At 60.2% G+C, this 18,227-nt stretch carries 14 protein-coding genes; 10 read left to right on the forward strand and 4 right to left on the reverse strand.

The features are described from left to right. The first annotated feature begins 16 nt into the window (after nt 1–16). The 3 genes from dapA to ACMGE0_RS11445 are packed head-to-tail and all read left to right on the forward strand — an operon-like array spanning nt 17 to nt 3,738. A complete protein-coding gene (dapA, locus tag ACMGE0_RS11435) occupies nt 17–907 on the forward strand; it encodes a 4-hydroxy-tetrahydrodipicolinate synthase (RefSeq protein ID WP_436815978.1) in 891 nt (296 codons plus the stop codon). Then, nucleotides 907–2,166 carry an NAD(P)/FAD-dependent oxidoreductase gene (locus ACMGE0_RS11440; RefSeq protein ID WP_436815979.1) on the forward strand — a complete coding sequence of 420 codons (1,260 nt, stop codon included), beginning with the start codon at nt 907–909 and terminating at the stop codon, nt 2,164–2,166. Before dapA ends, ACMGE0_RS11440 begins: the two co-directional genes overlap by 1 nt. Nucleotides 2,167–2,193: 27 nt before the next feature. Beyond that, on the forward strand, nt 2,194–3,738 hold the full coding sequence (locus ACMGE0_RS11445) for an ABC transporter substrate-binding protein (RefSeq protein ID WP_436815980.1): 1,545 nt from the start codon (nt 2,194–2,196) through the stop codon (nt 3,736–3,738). A 745-nt stretch (nt 3,739–4,483) separates the two neighbouring features. Here the strand turns inward: ACMGE0_RS11445 and ACMGE0_RS11450 are convergent. The 3 genes from ACMGE0_RS11450 to ACMGE0_RS11460 are packed head-to-tail and all read right to left on the reverse strand — an operon-like array spanning nt 4,484 to nt 9,057. Then, nucleotides 4,484–6,958, reverse strand: coding sequence for an ABC transporter permease (locus tag ACMGE0_RS11450; RefSeq protein WP_436815981.1), 2,475 nt, complete (start codon nt 6,956–6,958; stop codon nt 4,484–4,486). Beyond that, nucleotides 6,955–7,722 (reverse strand): ABC transporter ATP-binding protein, encoded by a 768-nt coding sequence (locus ACMGE0_RS11455; protein WP_436815982.1) that lies wholly within the window; start codon nt 7,720–7,722, stop codon nt 6,955–6,957. Before ACMGE0_RS11455 ends, ACMGE0_RS11450 begins: the two co-directional genes overlap by 4 nt. A 15-nt stretch (nt 7,723–7,737) precedes the next feature. Beyond that, nucleotides 7,738–9,057 carry an efflux RND transporter periplasmic adaptor subunit gene (locus ACMGE0_RS11460; protein WP_436815983.1) on the reverse strand — a complete coding sequence of 440 codons (1,320 nt, stop codon included), beginning with the start codon at nt 9,055–9,057 and terminating at the stop codon, nt 7,738–7,740. Nucleotides 9,058–9,164: 107 nt separating this feature from the next. On the opposite strand from ACMGE0_RS11460, the gene ACMGE0_RS11465 reads away from it, so the two are divergent. From ACMGE0_RS11465 to ACMGE0_RS11480, 4 genes are all read left to right on the forward strand, one after another. Further along, nucleotides 9,165–9,515, forward strand: coding sequence for a GntR family transcriptional regulator (locus ACMGE0_RS11465; protein ID WP_436815984.1), 351 nt, complete (start codon nt 9,165–9,167; stop codon nt 9,513–9,515). 60 nt (nt 9,516–9,575) lie between these two features. After that, nucleotides 9,576–9,929: a nuclear transport factor 2 family protein gene (locus ACMGE0_RS11470; protein ID WP_436815985.1), complete on the forward strand. Its 354-nt coding sequence runs from the start codon at nt 9,576–9,578 to the stop codon at nt 9,927–9,929. A 123-nt stretch (nt 9,930–10,052) separates the two neighbouring features. Then, nucleotides 10,053–10,910 carry an endonuclease/exonuclease/phosphatase family protein gene (locus ACMGE0_RS11475; RefSeq protein ID WP_436815986.1) on the forward strand — a complete coding sequence of 286 codons (858 nt, stop codon included), beginning with the start codon at nt 10,053–10,055 and terminating at the stop codon, nt 10,908–10,910. A gap of 182 nt (nt 10,911–11,092) precedes the next feature. Further along, the gene (locus ACMGE0_RS11480; protein WP_436815987.1) at nt 11,093–11,839 is read left to right on the forward strand and encodes an SET domain-containing protein; all 747 of its coding nucleotides are present in this window, start codon (nt 11,093–11,095) and stop codon (nt 11,837–11,839) included. A gap of 84 nt (nt 11,840–11,923) precedes the next feature. Here ACMGE0_RS11480 and ACMGE0_RS11485 read toward each other — a convergent pair whose 3' ends face one another. Further along, on the reverse strand, nt 11,924–12,922 hold the full coding sequence (locus ACMGE0_RS11485; protein ID WP_436815988.1) for a LysR family transcriptional regulator: 999 nt from the start codon (nt 12,920–12,922) through the stop codon (nt 11,924–11,926). Between the two features lie 46 nt (nt 12,923–12,968). On the opposite strand from ACMGE0_RS11485, the gene bla (ACMGE0_RS11490) reads away from it, so the two are divergent. The 3 genes from bla (ACMGE0_RS11490) to ACMGE0_RS11500 all read left to right on the forward strand — a co-directional run bounded on the left by bla (ACMGE0_RS11490) (nt 12,969) and on the right by ACMGE0_RS11500 (nt 17,922). Next, nucleotides 12,969–13,973, forward strand: coding sequence for a class A beta-lactamase (bla, locus tag ACMGE0_RS11490; protein WP_436815989.1), 1,005 nt, complete (start codon nt 12,969–12,971; stop codon nt 13,971–13,973). Between the two features lie 402 nt (nt 13,974–14,375). Next, entirely contained in the window at nt 14,376–15,380 is a 1,005-nt protein-coding gene (bla, locus tag ACMGE0_RS11495) for a class A beta-lactamase (RefSeq protein WP_436815990.1), read from the forward strand. A gap of 259 nt (nt 15,381–15,639) precedes the next feature. After that, nucleotides 15,640–17,922: an excinuclease ABC subunit UvrA gene (locus ACMGE0_RS11500; RefSeq protein ID WP_436815991.1), complete on the forward strand. Its 2,283-nt coding sequence runs from the start codon at nt 15,640–15,642 to the stop codon at nt 17,920–17,922. Nucleotides 17,923–18,227: the final 305 nt, after the last annotated feature.

Genomic DNA, 18,227 nt, shown 5'->3' on the forward strand with positions numbered 1-18,227 from the left:
TACAAGGAATTGATGCATGACACCTCCTATACTGGAAGGCATGTGGACCATGCTGGCCACGCCGATGAGTTCCGCCGGTGAGATCAATTTCGCCGCACTTGGTGCATTGATCGACCACCAGATCGAGTCGGGCATATCGGGGTTGCTCGCGCTCGGTTCGACGGGCGAATTCTATGCACTATCGGCAATGGAGCGCGAAGAGGTCCTGGGTTTCGTGTCGAGCCATGTCGCTGGCCGCGTGCCATTGCTGGCAGGTGCGAACGGGGGTGGCACGAAAGAAATCATCGGTCATGCCAAGGCGGCCAAAGCCGCCGGCATCGACACCGTGCTGCTTGCACCGCCCTACTATTCTCTACCAGCCCAAGACGCGCTTAGGCGGCATTTTGAAGAGGTGGTTTCGCGAGCCGATGTGCAGGTTCTGCTTTACGACAATCCTGCACAGGCGGGCGTGGACATCGAGATCGACCTTGTCGGCCAACTGAACAGTGACCCCCGGATCGTCGGCATCAAGGAAGCCAGCGGGCGCATCGCGCGTGTGCTCGCCATGCAGGAACGCTTCGGCAGCGATCTGCAGATTGTGAGCGGCATCGACGATCTGGCGCTCGACCTCATCTTTTGGGGCGTTCGCTGCTGGATGAGCGGACCATCCAATTTTCTGCCTCGGCAGATGGCAGCGACAGCAAAGGCCGCCTTAGATGGCAACTTTGACAACGCACGTCGGATGATGCGCGAACTGTGGCCGCTCATCGCCGAAATCGAAACAGGCAAGTACCTCGCTCGCATAAAATACTGCTGCGAGTTGTCCGGCCTTCAGGTGGGCGATCCCCGCCCGCCGGTATTTCCCATTTCTCAGCAGGAGGCTGCGCGTCTGGCGCCGCTACACGAACGCGCGTCGAAGGTAGCCTGATGGAGCTCTCGAAAGGCGAAAATAGCCGGGTCGTTGTCATCGGGGCAGGGATTGTCGGCGTCACTTGCGCGCTCACGCTGCAGCGCGAAGGTCACTCGGTGATCCTGATCGACCGTCACGAACCGGGCGACGCTTGCTCATTCGGGAATGCTGGAATCCTGACCGCGACGGAATGTGTGCCTTACGCTCTGCCGGGCTTTCTGCCTCATGTTCCTGGATGGCTTCTTAACCCTTTGGGGCCTCTCGCGGTTCGGCCCCGCCATCTGCCCAGGATGGCAAAATGGGGGCTGCGCTTTACGCGGGAGAGCGCGCCCCATCGCGTGGAGGAGATTTCGCGCGACATGCGTGCCTTTTATAGGTCGAGTGTTGAGCTCTATCGTGAGTTGCTCGCCTCAGTGGATAAACCAGACCTCTTACAGACAACGGGTTATCTGGCTGTCTACCGTGACGAGGCCGCTTCAAAGACGGATGCCTTCGCGTGGGATCTGACTAGGCGGGGCGGCGTGTTGCTCGAGACAATCCGCGGCCACCAACTCAGAGACATGGTTCCCGCACTGTCTCCCGATCTTACCTACGGCGTGTTCGTTCCCGAAGAGGGATATGTCCGCAACCCACACCGTGTGGTCACGGCGCTTGCCGAACGTTTTAGCGTGGACGGGGGGACGATCCTTCAACGTGAGGCGCGTGGCTTCCAGAGCGCGAACGGCCGCGTATTAGCGGTGGAAACTGATCAGGAGACGCTCCGAGCCGACCACGTCGTGCTTGCTGCGGGTGCCTGGTCGACGAGCTTGGCGTCCGACCTCGGCGCGCGCGTGCTCATCGAGTCGATGCGCGGCTACCACTTCATGCTCCCCGATCCCGAGATCGAGCTTCCCCTGCCAGTCCTGTCGGGTGAGTTCAAGTTCTTCGCAACACCAATGGAAGACGGCCTCAGGCTGGCCGGCACCGCCGAGTTTGCCGGGCTCCACTGGCCGGCGAACTATGCCCGCGCGGACAAACTGGCGAAGGCAGCGCAGACCATCTTCCCCGGATTGCGAACAGCGGGTGGCAGCAGGTGGATGGGCCACCGCCCCATGACGCCCGATTCCCTGCCGATCATTGGACCGTCACCCAAGTTTCAAAACGCGGTACTTGCCTTTGGCCACGGGCACAATGGCTTGTCCGGCGCGCCTATCACGGGGTTCATCGTGGCCGACATCATAGCCGGTCGGCCGCCGGCAATCGACCTCGCTCCGCTCAGCCCGACTCGGTTTCACTGACCTCAACCACATAAAAGGGAAGAAGGCATGCTAACAGGGATCAACCGTAGACAGCTAATCAAGACAAGCGCCGCGACTGCAGCTCTCGTCGGACTTGGCTTCAACGCAGCCCGCGCGCAGACGCCTATGCGAGGGGGACATCTTCGCCTTGGTATTGGTCACGGTTCAGCGACCGACACGCTCGACCCAGCGACATTTCCGGACGCATATATGCAGCTTGTTGGATACGCATTGCGCAGCACGCTGACAGAGGTCTTGGCGTCAGGCGAGATCGGCGGAGACTTGGCCGAGAGCTGGGACGTGTCAAAGGATGCGAAGACGTGGACATTCCAGTTGCACAAAGGTGTGGAATTCCATGACGGAAAGCCGCTTAGGGCCACGGACGTCGTTGCATCTATCAATCACCACCGTGGAGAAAAATCTTCATCCGCAGGCATAGCCCTCGTTGAACCTATCGAAGATATAAAGGCCGACGGCGAGTCGGTCGTAGTGTTCACACTAAAGGAAAGCATGTCGGACTTCGACGCCTTCCTAAGCGTCTACTTCTTATCTGTGATGCCTTCGAAGGACGGCACAATCGATTGGAAATCTGGCATCGGCACGGGTGGGTATAAACTTGTCAGATTCGAGCCGGGTGTGCGGACGGCGCTGGAGCGGAATCCAAACTACTTCAGACCAGATCGCGCATTTTTCGACTCGGCCGACGTGCTTTGCATCAAGGACGCCACGGCGCGCGTCAGCGCGCTCCTCGGCGGAACCGTCGACGTTATCGACAGCATCGATCCGAAGACAGTCAATCTTCTGTCACGTCGCTCAGAGATAAAGGTGGAGGAGGCGTCCGGCTCCCTGCACTATGCGTTTCCCATGCGTTGCGACACGGCACCTTTCAATGATGTAAACGTACGCCTCGCCATAAAATATGGTGTCGATCGCGAGGCATTAGTGAAGACAATTCTGCAGGGCCATGGCTACGTCGGCAACGACCATCCTATCGGGCGAAAACAAAAATATTTCGCGGTCGACCTGCCGCAGCGTGTCTATGACCCCGAGAAAGGCAGGTTCCACCTTAAGAAGGCCGGCATGGATGCACTTAAGGTTGAGCTCACCGTTTCGGAAGCTGCCTTTCCAGGCGCGGTCGATACCGGCACTCTCCTGCGGGAGCAGGAGAGCAGGGCGGGTATCGAACTTGCCGTTTCACGTGTTCCGAGCGATGGCTACTGGAGCGACATCTGGATGAAAAAGCCTTGGTGTGCGAGTTACTGGTCTGGCGGCGTAACTCCCAATTACATCTTTTCACATGCTTACTCGGCGAACGCGAACTGGAACGAAGCATTCTGGCAGAATAAGCAGTTTAATATGATCCTCGTTGCTGCTCGCAGCGAGCTGGATGAGGCAAAGCGCGGGGAAATGTACGGCGATCTACAGCGTCTCGTGAGTGATGATGGCGGGGCTTTGATTCCGATGTTCGCAAACTTCGTGACCGCCTGCTCCAACAAAGTCTCGCACGGTGAAGTTGCCAGCAACTATGAGTTGGATGGCACACGTGCGATCGAGAGATGGTGGTTCGCTTGATGAGCCGCGTCAGTTACTGTTTGTGCCACATGACGCGTGTTTGGGGGCATCCAGCAGTGCCGGCCGATCGCCCGCGATCCGGCAGTGGATATCTACGGAGCCGATGGGAACGATACGAGCTGCGAAATCCTTAAACAGCGGCGCGTATTCTGGCATAAGAATCGGTCCTCGAGGCTTCGGGTTGGCGGCAGATTAGTACGTCGGCTTGCGGCCCCGTGGTAGTGCAGAAGGGCAGCCACATGACCCACTCCGACCGAGTTCGGGGACTCGCCGGAGGGGTAATTTGTAGCGGTGCCGGCAGCCCATTGGTTGCAGGCGAGAGCCCCGCAGGGCGCTCGGGCCGCCTACCACTTTGTGGTGGCGGGAGCAGGTTAGCGTGTTGAGCAGTTATTTCACGCGTACTCGATGACCTTGCATCTTAGTGATCACTTCCTTACACGGCGCGCTCACCCTTTCCGCGTTCTCGCGTATGCAGACAATTGCATCGTCGCCTCGTTTCCCAGTGCAGATCGCCCTTATATCTGCCTCGCAGGTTTGCTGGAGGATCCTGACGGTGGTCTCAGGCTCTGGCGGAGTCGTGCGGCGTACCTTCTCACCTTCGGCAATTGCAGTGGTCGCGTTCACGAGACTGCACAGGAGAATAGCCAGGCCCAGGCCCAGCACGCGAATATTCCGGATCATATAGTCGCTCCATTTCAGGTTGAGGTTTCGGGTGTTTGGATGTGCGAGCGTTAGGCACGCCTGATCAGGCGTGCCTAAGAACCTCGGCTGGGCGAATTCGCGCCGCCTTCAAGACCTCTGCGCATACGGAGGCCCAGGCAACCACCAGCGTCGCGACCAGGCCGAGCAGGAAGGGCAGGGGCGTCAGCGACATCCGTTCGCCGAACGCCTGCAAGTACGCCTGGGCGGCGAGATACGCGAATGGCCAGGCGATAATGTTGGCAATCAGGACAGGCTTGGCGAGATCGACAAGCAGGAGCCTAACGATCCCCAAGGACGACGAACCCAACACCTTGCGTACGCCGATCTCATGTCGCCGGCGAGTGGTAACGTGGACACCGATGCCGAGTTGACCGATGGCCGCAATAATGAGGGCCGTTCCCGCCAAGAGCATAAAGAGCCGATTGATCCGCTCATGCTCTCGGAAACTTGCCCCGAAGAGCTCATCGAGAAAGCGAACCTGGGCGGGGACCCTCGGGGCAATCGAGTCCCAGGCGCGCGTCACTCCGGTCACTGCGTCGGAGATGGCGCTGTGCTGAATGCGAACCACGGGAAACAATCGTCCAGCCGACGAAACAGGCAGCAGTTCATAGACTTGGCCGCTCACGTCGGTCGCTTCAAGTCGCGTGACCTCAGCTTCCGCAACGCCGATGACGATGGCCGGGGCTGCCGGCCTTCCGGCCATTGGCTGCGGGGGGAAATAGACAATTTCTCCCACAGCCTCCTGCGCAGTGGGGAAGCCAAGGCGTCGTGCAAACATTTCGTCGATGATGATCGAGCGCATCTGTGCAGCGCCCGCGGCCTGTTGACGTGGAAGGTCCTGGTTTGGATCAAACGGCCGTCCAGCAACCATATTGATATCCATGGCCGAGAAGTAGTCGTAATCGACCCGCTTCATGTAAGCCGTTGTCCGGCTCGCGGCACCCTCGGCGGAACGCGACAGCGCCGTCACCATGCCTCCCGCCATCCACGGGAGCCACTCGACGGCAGAGATCGTCTCTACCCCGGGTACGCGAGCCAACTGCGCTTTCAGTGTTTCGTAGTCGACCTCAATCGGACGCAGGTCGTTCAGGAAGACGATTGGGTCGCCATGGTGGGCCAGTGCCTTCGCTTCGAGGTGGGCGCGCTGCATCTGCGTGACCGTGACAAGAATGAGAAGGAAGCTGGCGCTTGCAAACTGAACGATGACGAGAGTGCTTTGCACGAGGCGCGAACCCGTCCGGGAGCGACCTGCCTGGAGAGCCTCGATCGGCCTCACCCGCGACATCACGAGCGCCGGGTATGCACCTGCCGCGAACCCGACCAGGAGGACGAGCGCGAGAATCGCAATGATTGGCTGGCGGCCTTGGCCAAGGAAGAACAGGACATCAATCCCCGTCGATGTTTCGACCGAGGGAGCCGCGAACGAAAGGAGGCCTACCGCGACGATCGCGGCCACGCTGGTCAAGAGAAGCGATTCAATCCAGGACTGGAGCGCCACCTGGCTTCGGCTGGCGCCTACGACCTTGCGCATTCCTATTTCCTTCGCCCGCGAGATTGCCTGTGCGGTCGCTAGATTGGCGTAGTTCACACCCGCCACCACGAGCGTCATCACAGCCAGCCCGAGCAGGACCAACAGTGCCGACAAACCAACGGCGCTGTTGGAGAAAAGCAGACTGTCCAATCGGAGTGTCGTCAGGTCGCTAATCGGGAACACCGCGAGGCCGAACTCGCCTCCTTGCAATTGACGTGGCGGCACCCGGCTGCTGACGAAATCAGAAAGCCTGCGATTCAGGGCTTCAATCGAGGCCCCCTCGGCGAGCGTTATGAACGTGAAGCCCCTGATCGCCATCCAATTATCCCGCTCATCGAGTCGGGCGGCCGAAGGCGTTCCAGTCCACTGCGCGAGCACGTCAAAGCTGAACACGGCATTTTGCCCTGATCCCATAATTGACGGCTGTCGCACCGGCGCTATTACGCCGGTTACGCTCGCCTGCCGTGTGTTGTTGATCGTGACGCTCTCGCCTAGAGCGGGTGAGGAACCGAAGAGCCGTTCGGCGGCCTGCTGCGTGAGAATGACGCCGGTTGGATCGCCAAGGGCGTCCTCGCGGCTTCCTTCGAGGAACTCGAAATCGAACATTTCAAGGAACGAGCGGTCGACGACACCTACATTGAGGAGTGCTTTGCTTTCGCCGCTGGCCACCGCAACATCGCGCTCGGTCATCGCGCGAGCCGTGCGTTCGATCTCCGGGAAATCCGCAGTCAGGTATCGAGCGACGGTCGAGGAACTCATTCCCGTGGTCGTCGCCACCTCACGATCGGCGTACGAGACCGTCTGTCCGACAACGTAGAGGCGATCTGCGTTCGCGTGGTAGCGGTCGGCCGATTGCCAGTAGGTCGTAATCCCATACGCGCCGAGGTAACATGCGAGCCCCAGTGCCAAGGTCAGAATATTGGCCATGGTCGTGAAGGGGCTACGGGCAAACTTTACAAGAGCAATGGCAAGATAATGATAGATCATGCCTGCTCTCCCGTCGGTCGGCGTTTCTCTCCGACGATTCGACCGTCGAGCATGTTGACGATTCGTTGCGCCCGTTCAGCATCGGAGAGCGAGTGGGTTACCATGACGATCGTCGCGCCCTGCTCATGGAGGATGCGGAGCATGTCCATGACATCGGCGCCATTCTTGGAATCCAAGTTGCCGGTTGGTTCGTCCGCCAAAATGAGCTTCGGGTCATTTACGACAGCTCGGGCAATAGCGACCCGCTGCTGTTGGCCTCCGGAAAGCTGCGACGGCTTATGTCGCGCCCGAGCATTTAAGTCGACGAGTTCGAGTACATCTCGCACCCGAACGCGACGCTCCGCGGCCGGGACGCCGCTGTAAAGCAGTGGCAACTCCACATTCTCGGCGACCGACAATTCGTCGATCAAATTGAAGCTTTGAAAGATGAAGCCGAGGCTTTTCTTGCGCAGATCGACTAGCTGCCGTTCGGGCGCATCTGAAATGTCGGTGCCGTTGAAGACGTAGCGCCCTCCGGTGGGGCTGTCGATCATTCCGATCACATTCAAGAGGGTAGATTTCCCACAGCCCGACGGGCCCATGATAGCGAGGAATTCCCCTCGGTTGATTGCCAGGTCGACCTCGTCGAGCGCTGTCGTCTCCACATGTTCGGTTCGATACGTCTTCCGCAGCCCGGAGAGGCTGACGAGACGCTCTCCAAGCCCTTGCCTCCTCCCCGGAGTTGGCAAGACGGTTTCGTTGATTTCGTCAGGTCTATAATTCATCGGGTCCGTCCGTAGTCAGTTGAAGTCGATGCGTTCGAAATCGTGAAAGGCTTGGTAGGTAGAGACGACGACGCGATCCCCCTCGTTGAGACCTTGCAAAACCTCCACCATGTCCGGGTTGCGGCGGCCGAGCTGCACGCTTTGCCGTCTCGCAGAGGCGCCGCCCGGGGAGACGACAAAAACCCAGACTCCGCCGGTGTCGTCGACATAAGGCCCATTTGGCAGGACGAGGCTGTCCTCTGTCTCGCCGAGCTCAATACGGGGACGCAGGGTCTGTCCACGACGAAGCCCTTCCGGCGGTGGGCCGACGAAGGTCATGTCAACCTGAAACTGCTGGTCCTGCACGTTGGGGTAAATCTTTGCGACCCCAAGCTCAGCCGTGCGGCCCGCGAGTTCGACCGTGGCGGACTGTCCCTTTGCGACGCGGCCGAGGTAGAACTCGTCTACCAGCGCCGAGATCTTAAAGGAGTCGACTGCGTCTACCTGGCCGATACGCTGCCCAGCGGCGAGAACCGCACCAACGTTCAGGTCGAACGTGGTGAGTTGGCCGGTGGAGGGAGCAACGAGATTGAGGTTATCGAGACTGCGCCGCACGAGTTCCATCGTTTGCGCCATCCGATCGACGGATTCCTGGGACTGGCGCAGATTGTTGAGCGCGAGCTGACGCTCTTGCGCGTGCGATTCCTCCATGACAGCCAGCAGTTCTCGGTAGTAGTCGAGTTCCCTTTCCAGGTCAGCGATCTCCGCTGCCGGAAAGGCGGATCCTGCGAGATTGCGGCGGCGGTTAAGGAGGTCCGACCGCTTGCGAATTTCCAGGGCCGTCAGCATGCGATCGCGGCGGTTCTTGAGTTCGTCCTGATCAAACTTCAGGCGAGCGGATGCGACGTCGTTCTGACGTTCCGCGACCTGAGCTTCCTGCGCCAGCACCTCGAGTTCGAGTTGCGCATTCTTTAGGCGGGCCAAGGGCTGGCCCGCCTCGACCCAGGCGCCTTCTTCAACCAATACCTCCGTGACTTGGCCGCCTTCTACCGCGTCGATGAAGATAGAAGTCATCGGGACGACGGTACCTGTAACAGGCACGTAGTCGCTGAACGGAGCTCGTTGAACGGAGGATATGGTAACGCGGTCGACCGGGATGGCGATCGTGCTGTGGCGCCCAAAATTCATGTAAGCATAGCCACCGACGGTCAGCAACAATACGCCTACACCGGTAGCGATCACATGAGTACGGCGAAGCCGGCCTCGAGGGACGTGCCGATCCATCGGCGACGCCGGCGTATCGTCGCCTCCGGGATCTCTGTCAACGCGCCGAGGAAATTTCGCGGCAATGTTCAAGCGCAACTCACCTAGCTGTTATGCATAACATATACACCACATCTGTTGTGCACATGTCAAATGGGTGTATATGTGAATGCAGCACATGAGGGTGAGGTGAGGACGAGATGGCTGAAATCACATGGAATGAGGACCAGCCGATTTACAGGCAGATCGTGGACGCGCTGATCAGAGGGATTCTTGAGGGCACCTACCGCGAGGGCGAACTCCTGCCGTCCGTCCGGCAACTCGCGACCGACTTCGGGGTGAGCACGATCACCACAACCAAAGTGTTTCAGGAACTGTCAGAAGAAGGGGTCACCGAGAAGCGCCGCGGCATTGGCTTCGAAGTGCGGAAAGGTATCCGCAAGGCGTTACTCCAGCGGGAGCGTCGAAGGTTCCTCGAGCAGGAATGGCCAGAACTGCGTGCGCGCCTGAACCGGCTGGACATCAGAATCGAAGACCTGCTGCGCCAATAGTTTTCGTCCGACCGGGGAGTCGGTGTTCCGACATTTCGAACATTGTAGAAAAGGAGCGACATGTCGCCGCGCAAGATTGTCGAGAATTGGGTCGAAAGGTTCAACGCCGGCGACGCTGACGGCTTGGCCGACCTCTACCATGCCGATGCTGTGAACCACCAGGTGACGCAGGCTCCGGTGGAAGGCCGCGACGCAATCCGCGCAATGTTCGAGCGCGAGTTCGCGGCTGCCGCGATGACCTGCATCGTGGAAGCAGTCCACGAAGCCGGTGATGTTGTCGCCCTTGAATGGCGCGACCCCGCCGGACTGCGCGGTTGTGGATTTTTCACGGTGCGCGACGATCGCATCGTTTTCCAGCGAGGCTACTGGGACAAGCTTTCATTCCTCAAGTTGCACGGACTGCCGATTGAGTGACGCGCGCGTGCTCTTCGATGTCGCTGTTCGTCTGTCGAGGCCGTACCCAGCAGGTGGGAATCACCCGTTGCCAAGCGTTTGCTCAGCCGGAGAGGACGGTAAGGTCGGCATTAGAGGACGGATATGCTGATGCAGGATCGGGAATTGCGGGTCTTGACCCATAACATCTACGGCAAACGCGCGGACTGGCCCGCGCGAGCCGCCAAACTGCGCGATGGCCTTACCGAGCTTGGACCCGACGTGATCGCGTTGCAGGAAACAGTCGTGCACGCCGGAGACGACCAGACACGGGACTTCCTGCCCGACGGCTACGAGGTTGCGCACTCGCGAGAACGTGACCCCGACGGCCAGGGGATTTCCATCGCCAGCCGTTGGCCGATGCGTGTTTTGAGGGAACTCGACCTGCGCGTCACCGAACGCTGCGAGGGCTTTTCCTGCACGGCCTTGCTCGCCGAGATCGAGGGGCCACCCGCCATAGGCCGATTTCTCTTCGTCAACCACTTTCCACAATGGCAACTCGACCACGAGCACGAGCGCGAGTTGCAGGCCGTGGTCCTCGCGCGTGCCGTGGAGGCCATGCTTCGACGCGACCCGATGCATGTCATTCTTGCCGGCGACCTCGATGCCGCTCCGGATGCCGCGAGCATCCGCTTCTTTGCCGGAAAGCAGTCTCTTGACGGCCTCAGCGTCTGCTATCGCAGTGCCTGGGAGAGCATCCATGGTCCCGGGGGTGGCGAGACCTTCACTACCGAGAACCCGTTGATGCGGGAGACCAACTGGGATTGGCCTTTCCAACGCATAGACCACATCATGATCCGCTGTGGCCATCATGGCGGCCCCACGCTGCGCATCCTAGACTGCCGCCGCGCGTTCGACGCCGCCGTCGATGGAGTTTGGGCTAGTGACCACTTCGGTGTGCTCTGCGACCTTGCCCCGCCACGGCCCGATGCTGACATTGCACAGGCGAGCAGTGGCGCCTAAATATTCTTGGTCTGAACGATGAGCGGACAAATGGACCGTTAGCTCAAAACAGCCGAGTCCCGGCGACCCTGGTCTTTATTGACGAAGCTCTTACCTCCGGCGTCCCCGTCGGAGCTTGAGCTCTTTCTTGGCGCTGCGCCTTCCCCTTAACAGGAGACAGGCGCGAAGGCGCCTGAATTGCTATGAATTCTATCCTTCGTGTTCCAAGCGCGTGCTGGCTGAGCCCCGCAGCTGCCGTCCGTGGCTCAGAGATCGAAGGGCTTGGCCTTTTTGCGACACGAGACATCCCAGCCGGCGAGCCGGTGATGCGTTTAGGCGGTCAGATCATTGATGATGCGACGCTGGATGCACTGACGCCCCCCTATAGCAGCCTCTGCGTTGGCGATGGGGCACATATCCTGATCGATCCCGCGCACCCGGTGCGCTACGGGAACCACAGTTGCGATCCTAACCTCTGGCATCAGGACGCAACGACCGTGGTTGCGCGGCGCGTGATTACCAAGGGTGAGGAACTGACGATCGACTATGCTACCCACACGATCAGCCCAAACTGGTTCATGAGTTGCAGGTGTGGAACTGCGGATTGCCGGGGGATTGTCAGCGGAAGCGACTGGAAGCTGCCAGCGCTGCAGGAACGCTACGGACGTCACTGGACCCCACCTTTGATCGCAGCAATCGCTTCTTCACGCGAGGCAACTTGCAAGCCTCTCACGATCTTCCAGGCCATCCGCTCAGAGTTGGAGCAACGCCGGGAGGCGCGACGTTTGTTGAACGACCTTCTGCGGGACCGGAGTCGCCTTGACGATCTCGGTCTCAATTATCGGGAGGTGCTTGAGTGGGTGTTGCAAGCTCACCGTCAGTACAGCCCTTTGCGAAGATACCTGTCGAATATCCGCCGTCGAGTTCGGGGAACAAAACAAGACAGTTGATGGGCAGGAGGGATGGTTCGCGTCGGCAGCGGTGCCTAAGTGTGACCGCTCAGGATAGTGCGGCCAGTCCCTGCGTCGGCACGATCATTCAAGCCTGGCGGCGGCGTCTTGTATTATGCTTCGGGCCCACGAGATCGCCGGCTCCCGCAAGGCGGAGACACCCCAAAGCAATGAAAGCTGCGATCGTCTGGGAGGATCAAGGCGAATGAGCCGCAGATCGGGATGGCAGCAGATCAGCGCCTTGGCCGACCTGTCGGGCATTGATGCTATGAGGTCCGTGGCTTCGATCACATTGCCCAAGGCCGCATAGCTCGGCACGGAGAGGGCGATTTTGCGATGCCTTCCTGCTCGTGCGAGTTCTACATCGAGGTAATTTTGTGACATTGGCCAGGGTAGCGGATAGACGTGTTGCTGCGCCAGGAAAAGCTCTGTCGTAATCCGATCGGGAGCTTTATGAAGCGGCGAGCGCGGGCCGGCCAAAACAACGAGCTCATCCTCCCACAAGGTGTCCGCCCCGACGAGTGGTCCGACGGGTGTGGCGCCTCCGACGGAAAGCACGAAGTCGACGCGCCCAGTGGCTAGGTCGCCTTCATAGCTGCGCCGTTCAAACGACTCGATCGTTAGGGACCAGTCTGGTGCTCGGTCCCGCAAGATTGCCGTGAGTGCCGGCAACAGCGAGACCTCCAGAGCCCCGGGAGAGACCACTCGAAGGTCCCGTGCTGATGCGCCCGGCTCGAACGTCTCGAGAGATGCGCTTGCGCCGCCTGTTTCGAGTTCGGCATCCAATGCGGAGCCGAGAAGGGAAAGGGATCGTTCCAGGCTTAGTGCTCTTGCTGTCGGAACCATCCCGCTGCCCGTTCGAACAAAGAGCGGATCGGAAAACACCTTTCGAAGTCGCCCAAGGGCGTGGCTGACGGCGGATGGAGAAATAAAGAGCCGGTCGGCGCAGCGGGCAACGCTTCGCTCCTCCAGCATGATCGCCAGTACCTTCAGAAGATTGAGGTCGAGACGACGCCAGTCCATAAAAGCTGAATCCTGTTCAGGTAAGCCTGATAGCTCATCATTTGGTTCAGCTTTCTCCATATGGCAATAATCGTGTCGGGCAATTTCCGTCGTTCGGTGAGAAACGATGCAAAAAGAGACCTGCCTGGCCGCTGCACTCGCCATACTTGTAGCTTTTCTCCCAACTCAATTGCTCGGAGGGGGTTTTGCTGATCTGGACCGCCTTCGCTTACAGTTCCAAGCGCTCGCCAACGCGCATCCCGCCCGAGTCGGCATTTGCGCCCAAGGCAGGGTGCTTCCGCCGATTTGTGTGAACGGGGAGCAGCGGTTCTCGCTTCGGAGCGCCGTGAAAATCGTCATCGCCGCGGCCGTCATGCAAGCTGTCGACGAACAGCGCATGGCGCTGGACGATCGCATCACCATCCGGCGCGAGGATCTGAGCGTCAATATTCAGCCGATTGCCGATATCGTTGTGGAAAAGGGCGCATTTGAAACGACTATCGGGGACCTCGTCCGGCGAGCCGTGGTGGACAACGACAACGCCGCTGCTGATGTGCTGATTGCTCGTCTGGGGGGTACTAGCGCGATACAAGCATTCCTCCACAAGGCAGGGCTGCAGGACATCCGCATAGATCGGACGGAGCGGGAGCTTCAGACAGAAATCGACGGGCTGGTTTGGACGCCCGAGTTTGTATTTCCCGAGCGTCTCGAAGAGGCTCGCAATCACGTGTCCGAAGCGGAGCGCAACGCTGCTTTCGAAGCGTACCTCCGTGACCCTCGCGACACGGCCACACCGCGTGCGATGGTAGCCTTCCTGCAGCGGTTAGCAACGGGAACGCTCGTTTCTGCAGCCTCCACCGCCTATCTATTGGGCGTCATGGAGGACACCGTTAACATCCCGGACGGCTTGCGTCCCGGCATTCCTTCAGATTGGACGATTGGACACAGGACAGGCACGAGCCCAACGCGGGAAGGCGTTAACGGCGTCACAAACGACGTAGGGATCTTGACGACTCCCTGGGGCAATCGCATCGCCGTCGCTGTTTTCGTCGCGGAGTCCCGCGCTGACGAAAGCGAGAGGGCCGCCCTTATCGCAGCAGCGGCTCGAGCCATCACTTCAGCTTACCAATAAGCTGCGTGTAGCGAGGGTCTCGTACCGGATCGCCCTCCAACACCGCCCCGTAGCACCTCTCGATCTGTCTTGGCTCGCCGCGCAAGTTTGTTTCCAAAGCGAAAGCGAGCGCCGTAGACCTGGTGCACGCGCGCCGTCGAGAACATTCCGCCCATTTAGACAAAGTGGGCCGCAAACATTCTACTCAGCCGGGCGAGCCCGGCTGGCGGCGGAAGAGGAACGACGTTCGGTGCAGCGGGCGCTCCGTTCATCCAACATAACTGTCAGAACCTTGAGAATTGGCCCCGCGCCCAACCGGGCGAACTGAATGCTATGCAGGTTCAGATGAGGATCTATCATTTGGCTCAGTTTGCGTGATGTGGCAAATGAGAGTCCGACCACATCCTCCAAACTGGTGAAAGTATGTCAAAAAAGGTCGGCTTGACCGCCGCGTTCGCAATTCTTGTAACTCTCGCCCCAACTCAACTGATCGCAGGCGGCTTGGCTGATCGAGATCGTCTTCACTCTGAATTCGCGGCTCTCGCCGACGCCCATCCCGGGCGCGTCGGCATCTGCGTGCAGGATGAGACGTCGCCCCCCATCTGCGTGAATGGCGAGCAGCGTTTCTCATTGCAGAGTGTGATGAAGGTGATCGTCGCCGCGGCCGTGATGAAGGCGGCTGACGAACGTCGTATCGCCTTGGAAGACCGCGTTACTATTCGCCGTGAGGATCTCAGCGTCAACATTCAGCCCATAGCCGATATCGTCGCCGAAAGGGGCGCCTTTGAAACCAGTGTCGGGGACCTCGTCCGCCGCGCGGTGGTGGAAAGTGACAGCGCCGCTACCGACGTGCTGATCTCGCACCTCGGAGGCGTCGAAGCGGTACAGGCATTTCTCGACGAAGCGGGGCTCCGGGGCATCAGGATCGATCGAACCGAGCGGGAGCTTCAAACCGAAACTGACGGGCTGACATGGACACCGGAATTTGTGTTTCCAGAACGCCTTGAACAGGCTCGCGAAGAGGTTTCCGACGCCAAGCGCCAGACCGCTTTTGAAGCCTACCTCAAGGATCCGCGCGACACCGCCACTCCCCGCGACATGGTTGGTTTCCTGCACAGGTTGGCGACGGGTCAACTCCTGTCTGCATCCTCGACCGCTCATCTCCTGGAGGTCATGAACGGGACTGTTACGTTTCCCGATCGTCTGCGTGCCGGCGCGCCTTCCGGCTGGACGATCGGGCACAAGACAGGCACGAGCCAGACCCGAAACGGTGTCAATGGCGTGACCAACGACGTCGGCATTCTGACTGCCCCCGATGGCGGCCGCGTCGCGGTAGCCGCATTTGTTGCCGAGTCTCGAGCTGGCAAAGATGAGCGTGCTGCCACAATTGCAGCAGCAGCCCGGGCCATTGCAGCGGCTTACGAGTAGGCGCTGCGGCATAGGGTGCGGGATTGGCGGCTCTAACGAGCGCGCATCCATGCGCCTGAATCGATGGCGAGTGCCATGGTGCGAGCCAATCCCCACACCCCGAGGCACGCAATGAAGCCTCGAGAAAGGACAGATATATGAAGTTGCGCCATCTATTGAACGTGGGGCTTGCCTCATGCCGTTCCCCGGCGTCGCCGCCAATGGAAACGGGCGAAGCGGTGACGATCGTCACGCTTGATCTCCCTGCGAGGCACATCTGGTGACCAGGTTTCGACGGCCCCGCGGCGATGTTATGCGCGTGGTGCGGGCACGCGAGAACAATCTGAAGAATGTCAGCGTCGAGATTCCAAAGAGGCTGATCACCGTCTTCACCGGCGTTTCGGGGTCGGGCAAGTCGTCGCTCGTTTTCGATACAGTCGCCGCGGAATCCCAGCGCCAGCTCAACGAGACATTCCCGGCGTTCGTGCGCAACCGGCTGCCGCATTACGGCCAGCCGGACGCCGATGCGCTGGAAAACCTCTCTCCGGCGATTATCGTCGATCAGAAGCGGATCGGCGGCAACGCGCGCTCTACCGTCGGGACCGCGACTGACATCTACGCGCTGCTGCGGCTGTTGTTCTCGCGTGTCGGCTCGCCATTTGTCGGTGAATCCTCGGTGTTCTCGTTCAATCATCCCGAGGGGATGTGCCCGACCTGTCTCGGCCTCGGGACGGTGGTCGCCGTCGACGAGGAAAAGCTCGTCGATCGCTCCAAGTCGCTCAACGAGGGTGCGCTAACCTTCCCCGGCTTCAAGGTCGGCGGCTATCGATGGAAGCGCTATGTCCACTCGGGCCTGTTCGACAACGACAAGCCGCTGGAGCGCTACACCAAGGCCGAATGGCGGCTCTTGATGCACCAGACGCCGATGACGCTGAAGGATGCGCCCGCCGAGTGGTACAAGAGCTCGAAATATGAAGGCGTCGTCGAGCGGTTTACCCGCTCCTACTTGAAGAAATCGCCCGAGCAGATGAAGCCCCAGGAGCGCGAAGCGGTGGCCGACGTCATCACCCGCGGCCGCTGCCCGACCTGCAATGGCTATCGGCTGAACGCAAAGATCCTCGCCTGCAAGATCGACGGCTGTCATATCGGCGAACTCGCCGCTCTGTCCGTTTCCGATCTCATTCCAGTGGTTCGCGCGGTCGAGGATCCGCGGGCGGTGACAATCGTCGCAGCGATCGTTGCGCATCTCGAAAGCCTAGCGGCGATAGGGCTCTCCTATCTCAGCCTCGACCGACAGACGCCGACTTTGTCGGGCGGCGAGTCGCAGCGGTTGAAGATCGTCCGCCATCTCGGCAGTAGCCTCTCCGACATGACCTATATCCTCGACGAGCCGAGCATCGGCCTCCACCCGCGCGACGTGCATCAGCTCAACAACCTGATTGTCGGGCTGCGCGACAAGGGCAATACGGTTATCGTGGTTGAGCACGATCCCGACGTAATCGCCATTGCCGACCACGTCGTCGATATGGGGCCGGGTGCCGGCGCGCATGGCGGCACGGTTGTGTTCGAGGGGACGGTGGCGGCACTGGCCAAAGCCAAGACGCCAACCGGGCGCTTCCTGCACGCCGGCGTAAAGTTGAAGGCCGATGTGCGTGAGGCACAAGGATCGTTTCGCATCCGCAAGGCGAAGCTCCATAATCTCACTTCGTTCGATGTCGATATCCCGCGCCGGGTGCTGACGGTCGTCACCGGCGTGGCTGGCTCGGGCAAGAGCAGTCTGATCAACGGCGTGCTGATGCGCCAGCATCCGGACATTATCTGCGTCGACCAGGGCGCGCTGACCGGCTCGATCCGCTCGAACATCGCGACCTACACTGGGGTGCTGGACCCGGTGCGCGACCTCTTCGCCGAAGAGAACGGTACCAGCCCCTCGCAGTTCAGCGCCAACTCGGCAGGCGCCTGTCCGGCCTGCCGCGGCCTCGGCGAGGTGACGCTCGACCTGGCCTTCATGGATTCAATCACCAACATCTGCGAAGCCTGTCACGGCCGGCGGTTTCGCGACGACGTGCTGGCGATGACCTACCGCGGCAAGGCGATCGATGAGGTGCTGAAGCTGACAGCTGAGGACGCGGCCGCCTTTTTCGCCGATCAGCCGCCTGTCAGCGGCCCGCTCGGATGCGTTGTCGAGGTCGGTCTCGGCTACCTCGCCCTCGGCCAGCCGCTCAGCACGCTGTCGGGTGGCGAGCGCCAGCGCATCAAGCTGGCGACCGAACTCCAGAATAGCGGCCAGACCTATGTCCTCGACGAACCGACGACCGGCCTTCACATGTCCGACGTCGCGAGGTTGATCGCCCTCATGGATCGGCTGGTCGATAACGGCTCGAGCGTCATCGCGATCGAGCACAATCTCGACGTGATCGCACGGGCCGACTGGATCATCGACATGGGTCCGGGCGCCGGCCGCGATGGCGGACAGGTGGTCGCGCAGGGCACGCCGGAGCAGATTATCAATGACAAGCAGTCGGTAACGGGCCCGTTCCTAAAGGCGCGTCTGGGCAAATGACGAGCAAGGTTCGCCTTATGTCGGTCGGCCGCATCCATGCGCCTGAATCGACGGCGAGTGCCAAGCAACTCCACTGGATTGACATGAAACACAGAGTCATGCTGTATATGTTATGAAGTACAGCATGACACATCAAGTAACAGGCCGCGGGGGCACTTTGAGAGATAATTCGTTCCATCTCTGCTGAGGGTGCGAATCCATGAGCCCAAATCTTTCTCATGGCTCGTGCCAGATAAGATCGTTTGAGAACAGGCATGGGTGCGGGCTAATCCCCACACCCCGAGGCACGGAACGAAGCCTCGGAG

The organism is Neorhizobium descurainiae, from assembly GCF_051400715.1.
In the GTDB taxonomy this organism is placed as follows: domain Bacteria; phylum Pseudomonadota; class Alphaproteobacteria; order Rhizobiales; family Rhizobiaceae; genus Neorhizobium.

Coding starts and splice junctions, on each gene's coding strand:
- bla (WP_436815990.1), top strand. CDS start 14,376: ATGTCAAAAAAGGTCGGCTTGACCGCCGCGTTCGCAATTCTTGTAACT.
- ACMGE0_RS11480 (WP_436815987.1), top strand. CDS start 11,093: ATGAATTCTATCCTTCGTGTTCCAAGCGCGTGCTGGCTGAGCCCCGCA.
- ACMGE0_RS11450 (WP_436815981.1), bottom strand. CDS start 6,958: ATGATCTATCATTATCTTGCCATTGCTCTTGTAAAGTTTGCCCGTAGC.
- ACMGE0_RS11475 (WP_436815986.1), top strand. CDS start 10,053: ATGCTGATGCAGGATCGGGAATTGCGGGTCTTGACCCATAACATCTAC.
- dapA (WP_436815978.1), top strand. CDS start 17: ATGACACCTCCTATACTGGAAGGCATGTGGACCATGCTGGCCACGCCG.
- bla (WP_436815989.1), top strand. CDS start 12,969: ATGCAAAAAGAGACCTGCCTGGCCGCTGCACTCGCCATACTTGTAGCT.
- ACMGE0_RS11445 (WP_436815980.1), top strand. CDS start 2,194: ATGCTAACAGGGATCAACCGTAGACAGCTAATCAAGACAAGCGCCGCG.
- ACMGE0_RS11465 (WP_436815984.1), top strand. CDS start 9,165: ATGGCTGAAATCACATGGAATGAGGACCAGCCGATTTACAGGCAGATC.
- ACMGE0_RS11440 (WP_436815979.1), top strand. CDS start 907: ATGGAGCTCTCGAAAGGCGAAAATAGCCGGGTCGTTGTCATCGGGGCA.
- ACMGE0_RS11485 (WP_436815988.1), bottom strand. CDS start 12,922: ATGGAGAAAGCTGAACCAAATGATGAGCTATCAGGCTTACCTGAACAG.
- ACMGE0_RS11455 (WP_436815982.1), bottom strand. CDS start 7,722: ATGAATTATAGACCTGACGAAATCAACGAAACCGTCTTGCCAACTCCG.
- ACMGE0_RS11470 (WP_436815985.1), top strand. CDS start 9,576: ATGTCGCCGCGCAAGATTGTCGAGAATTGGGTCGAAAGGTTCAACGCC.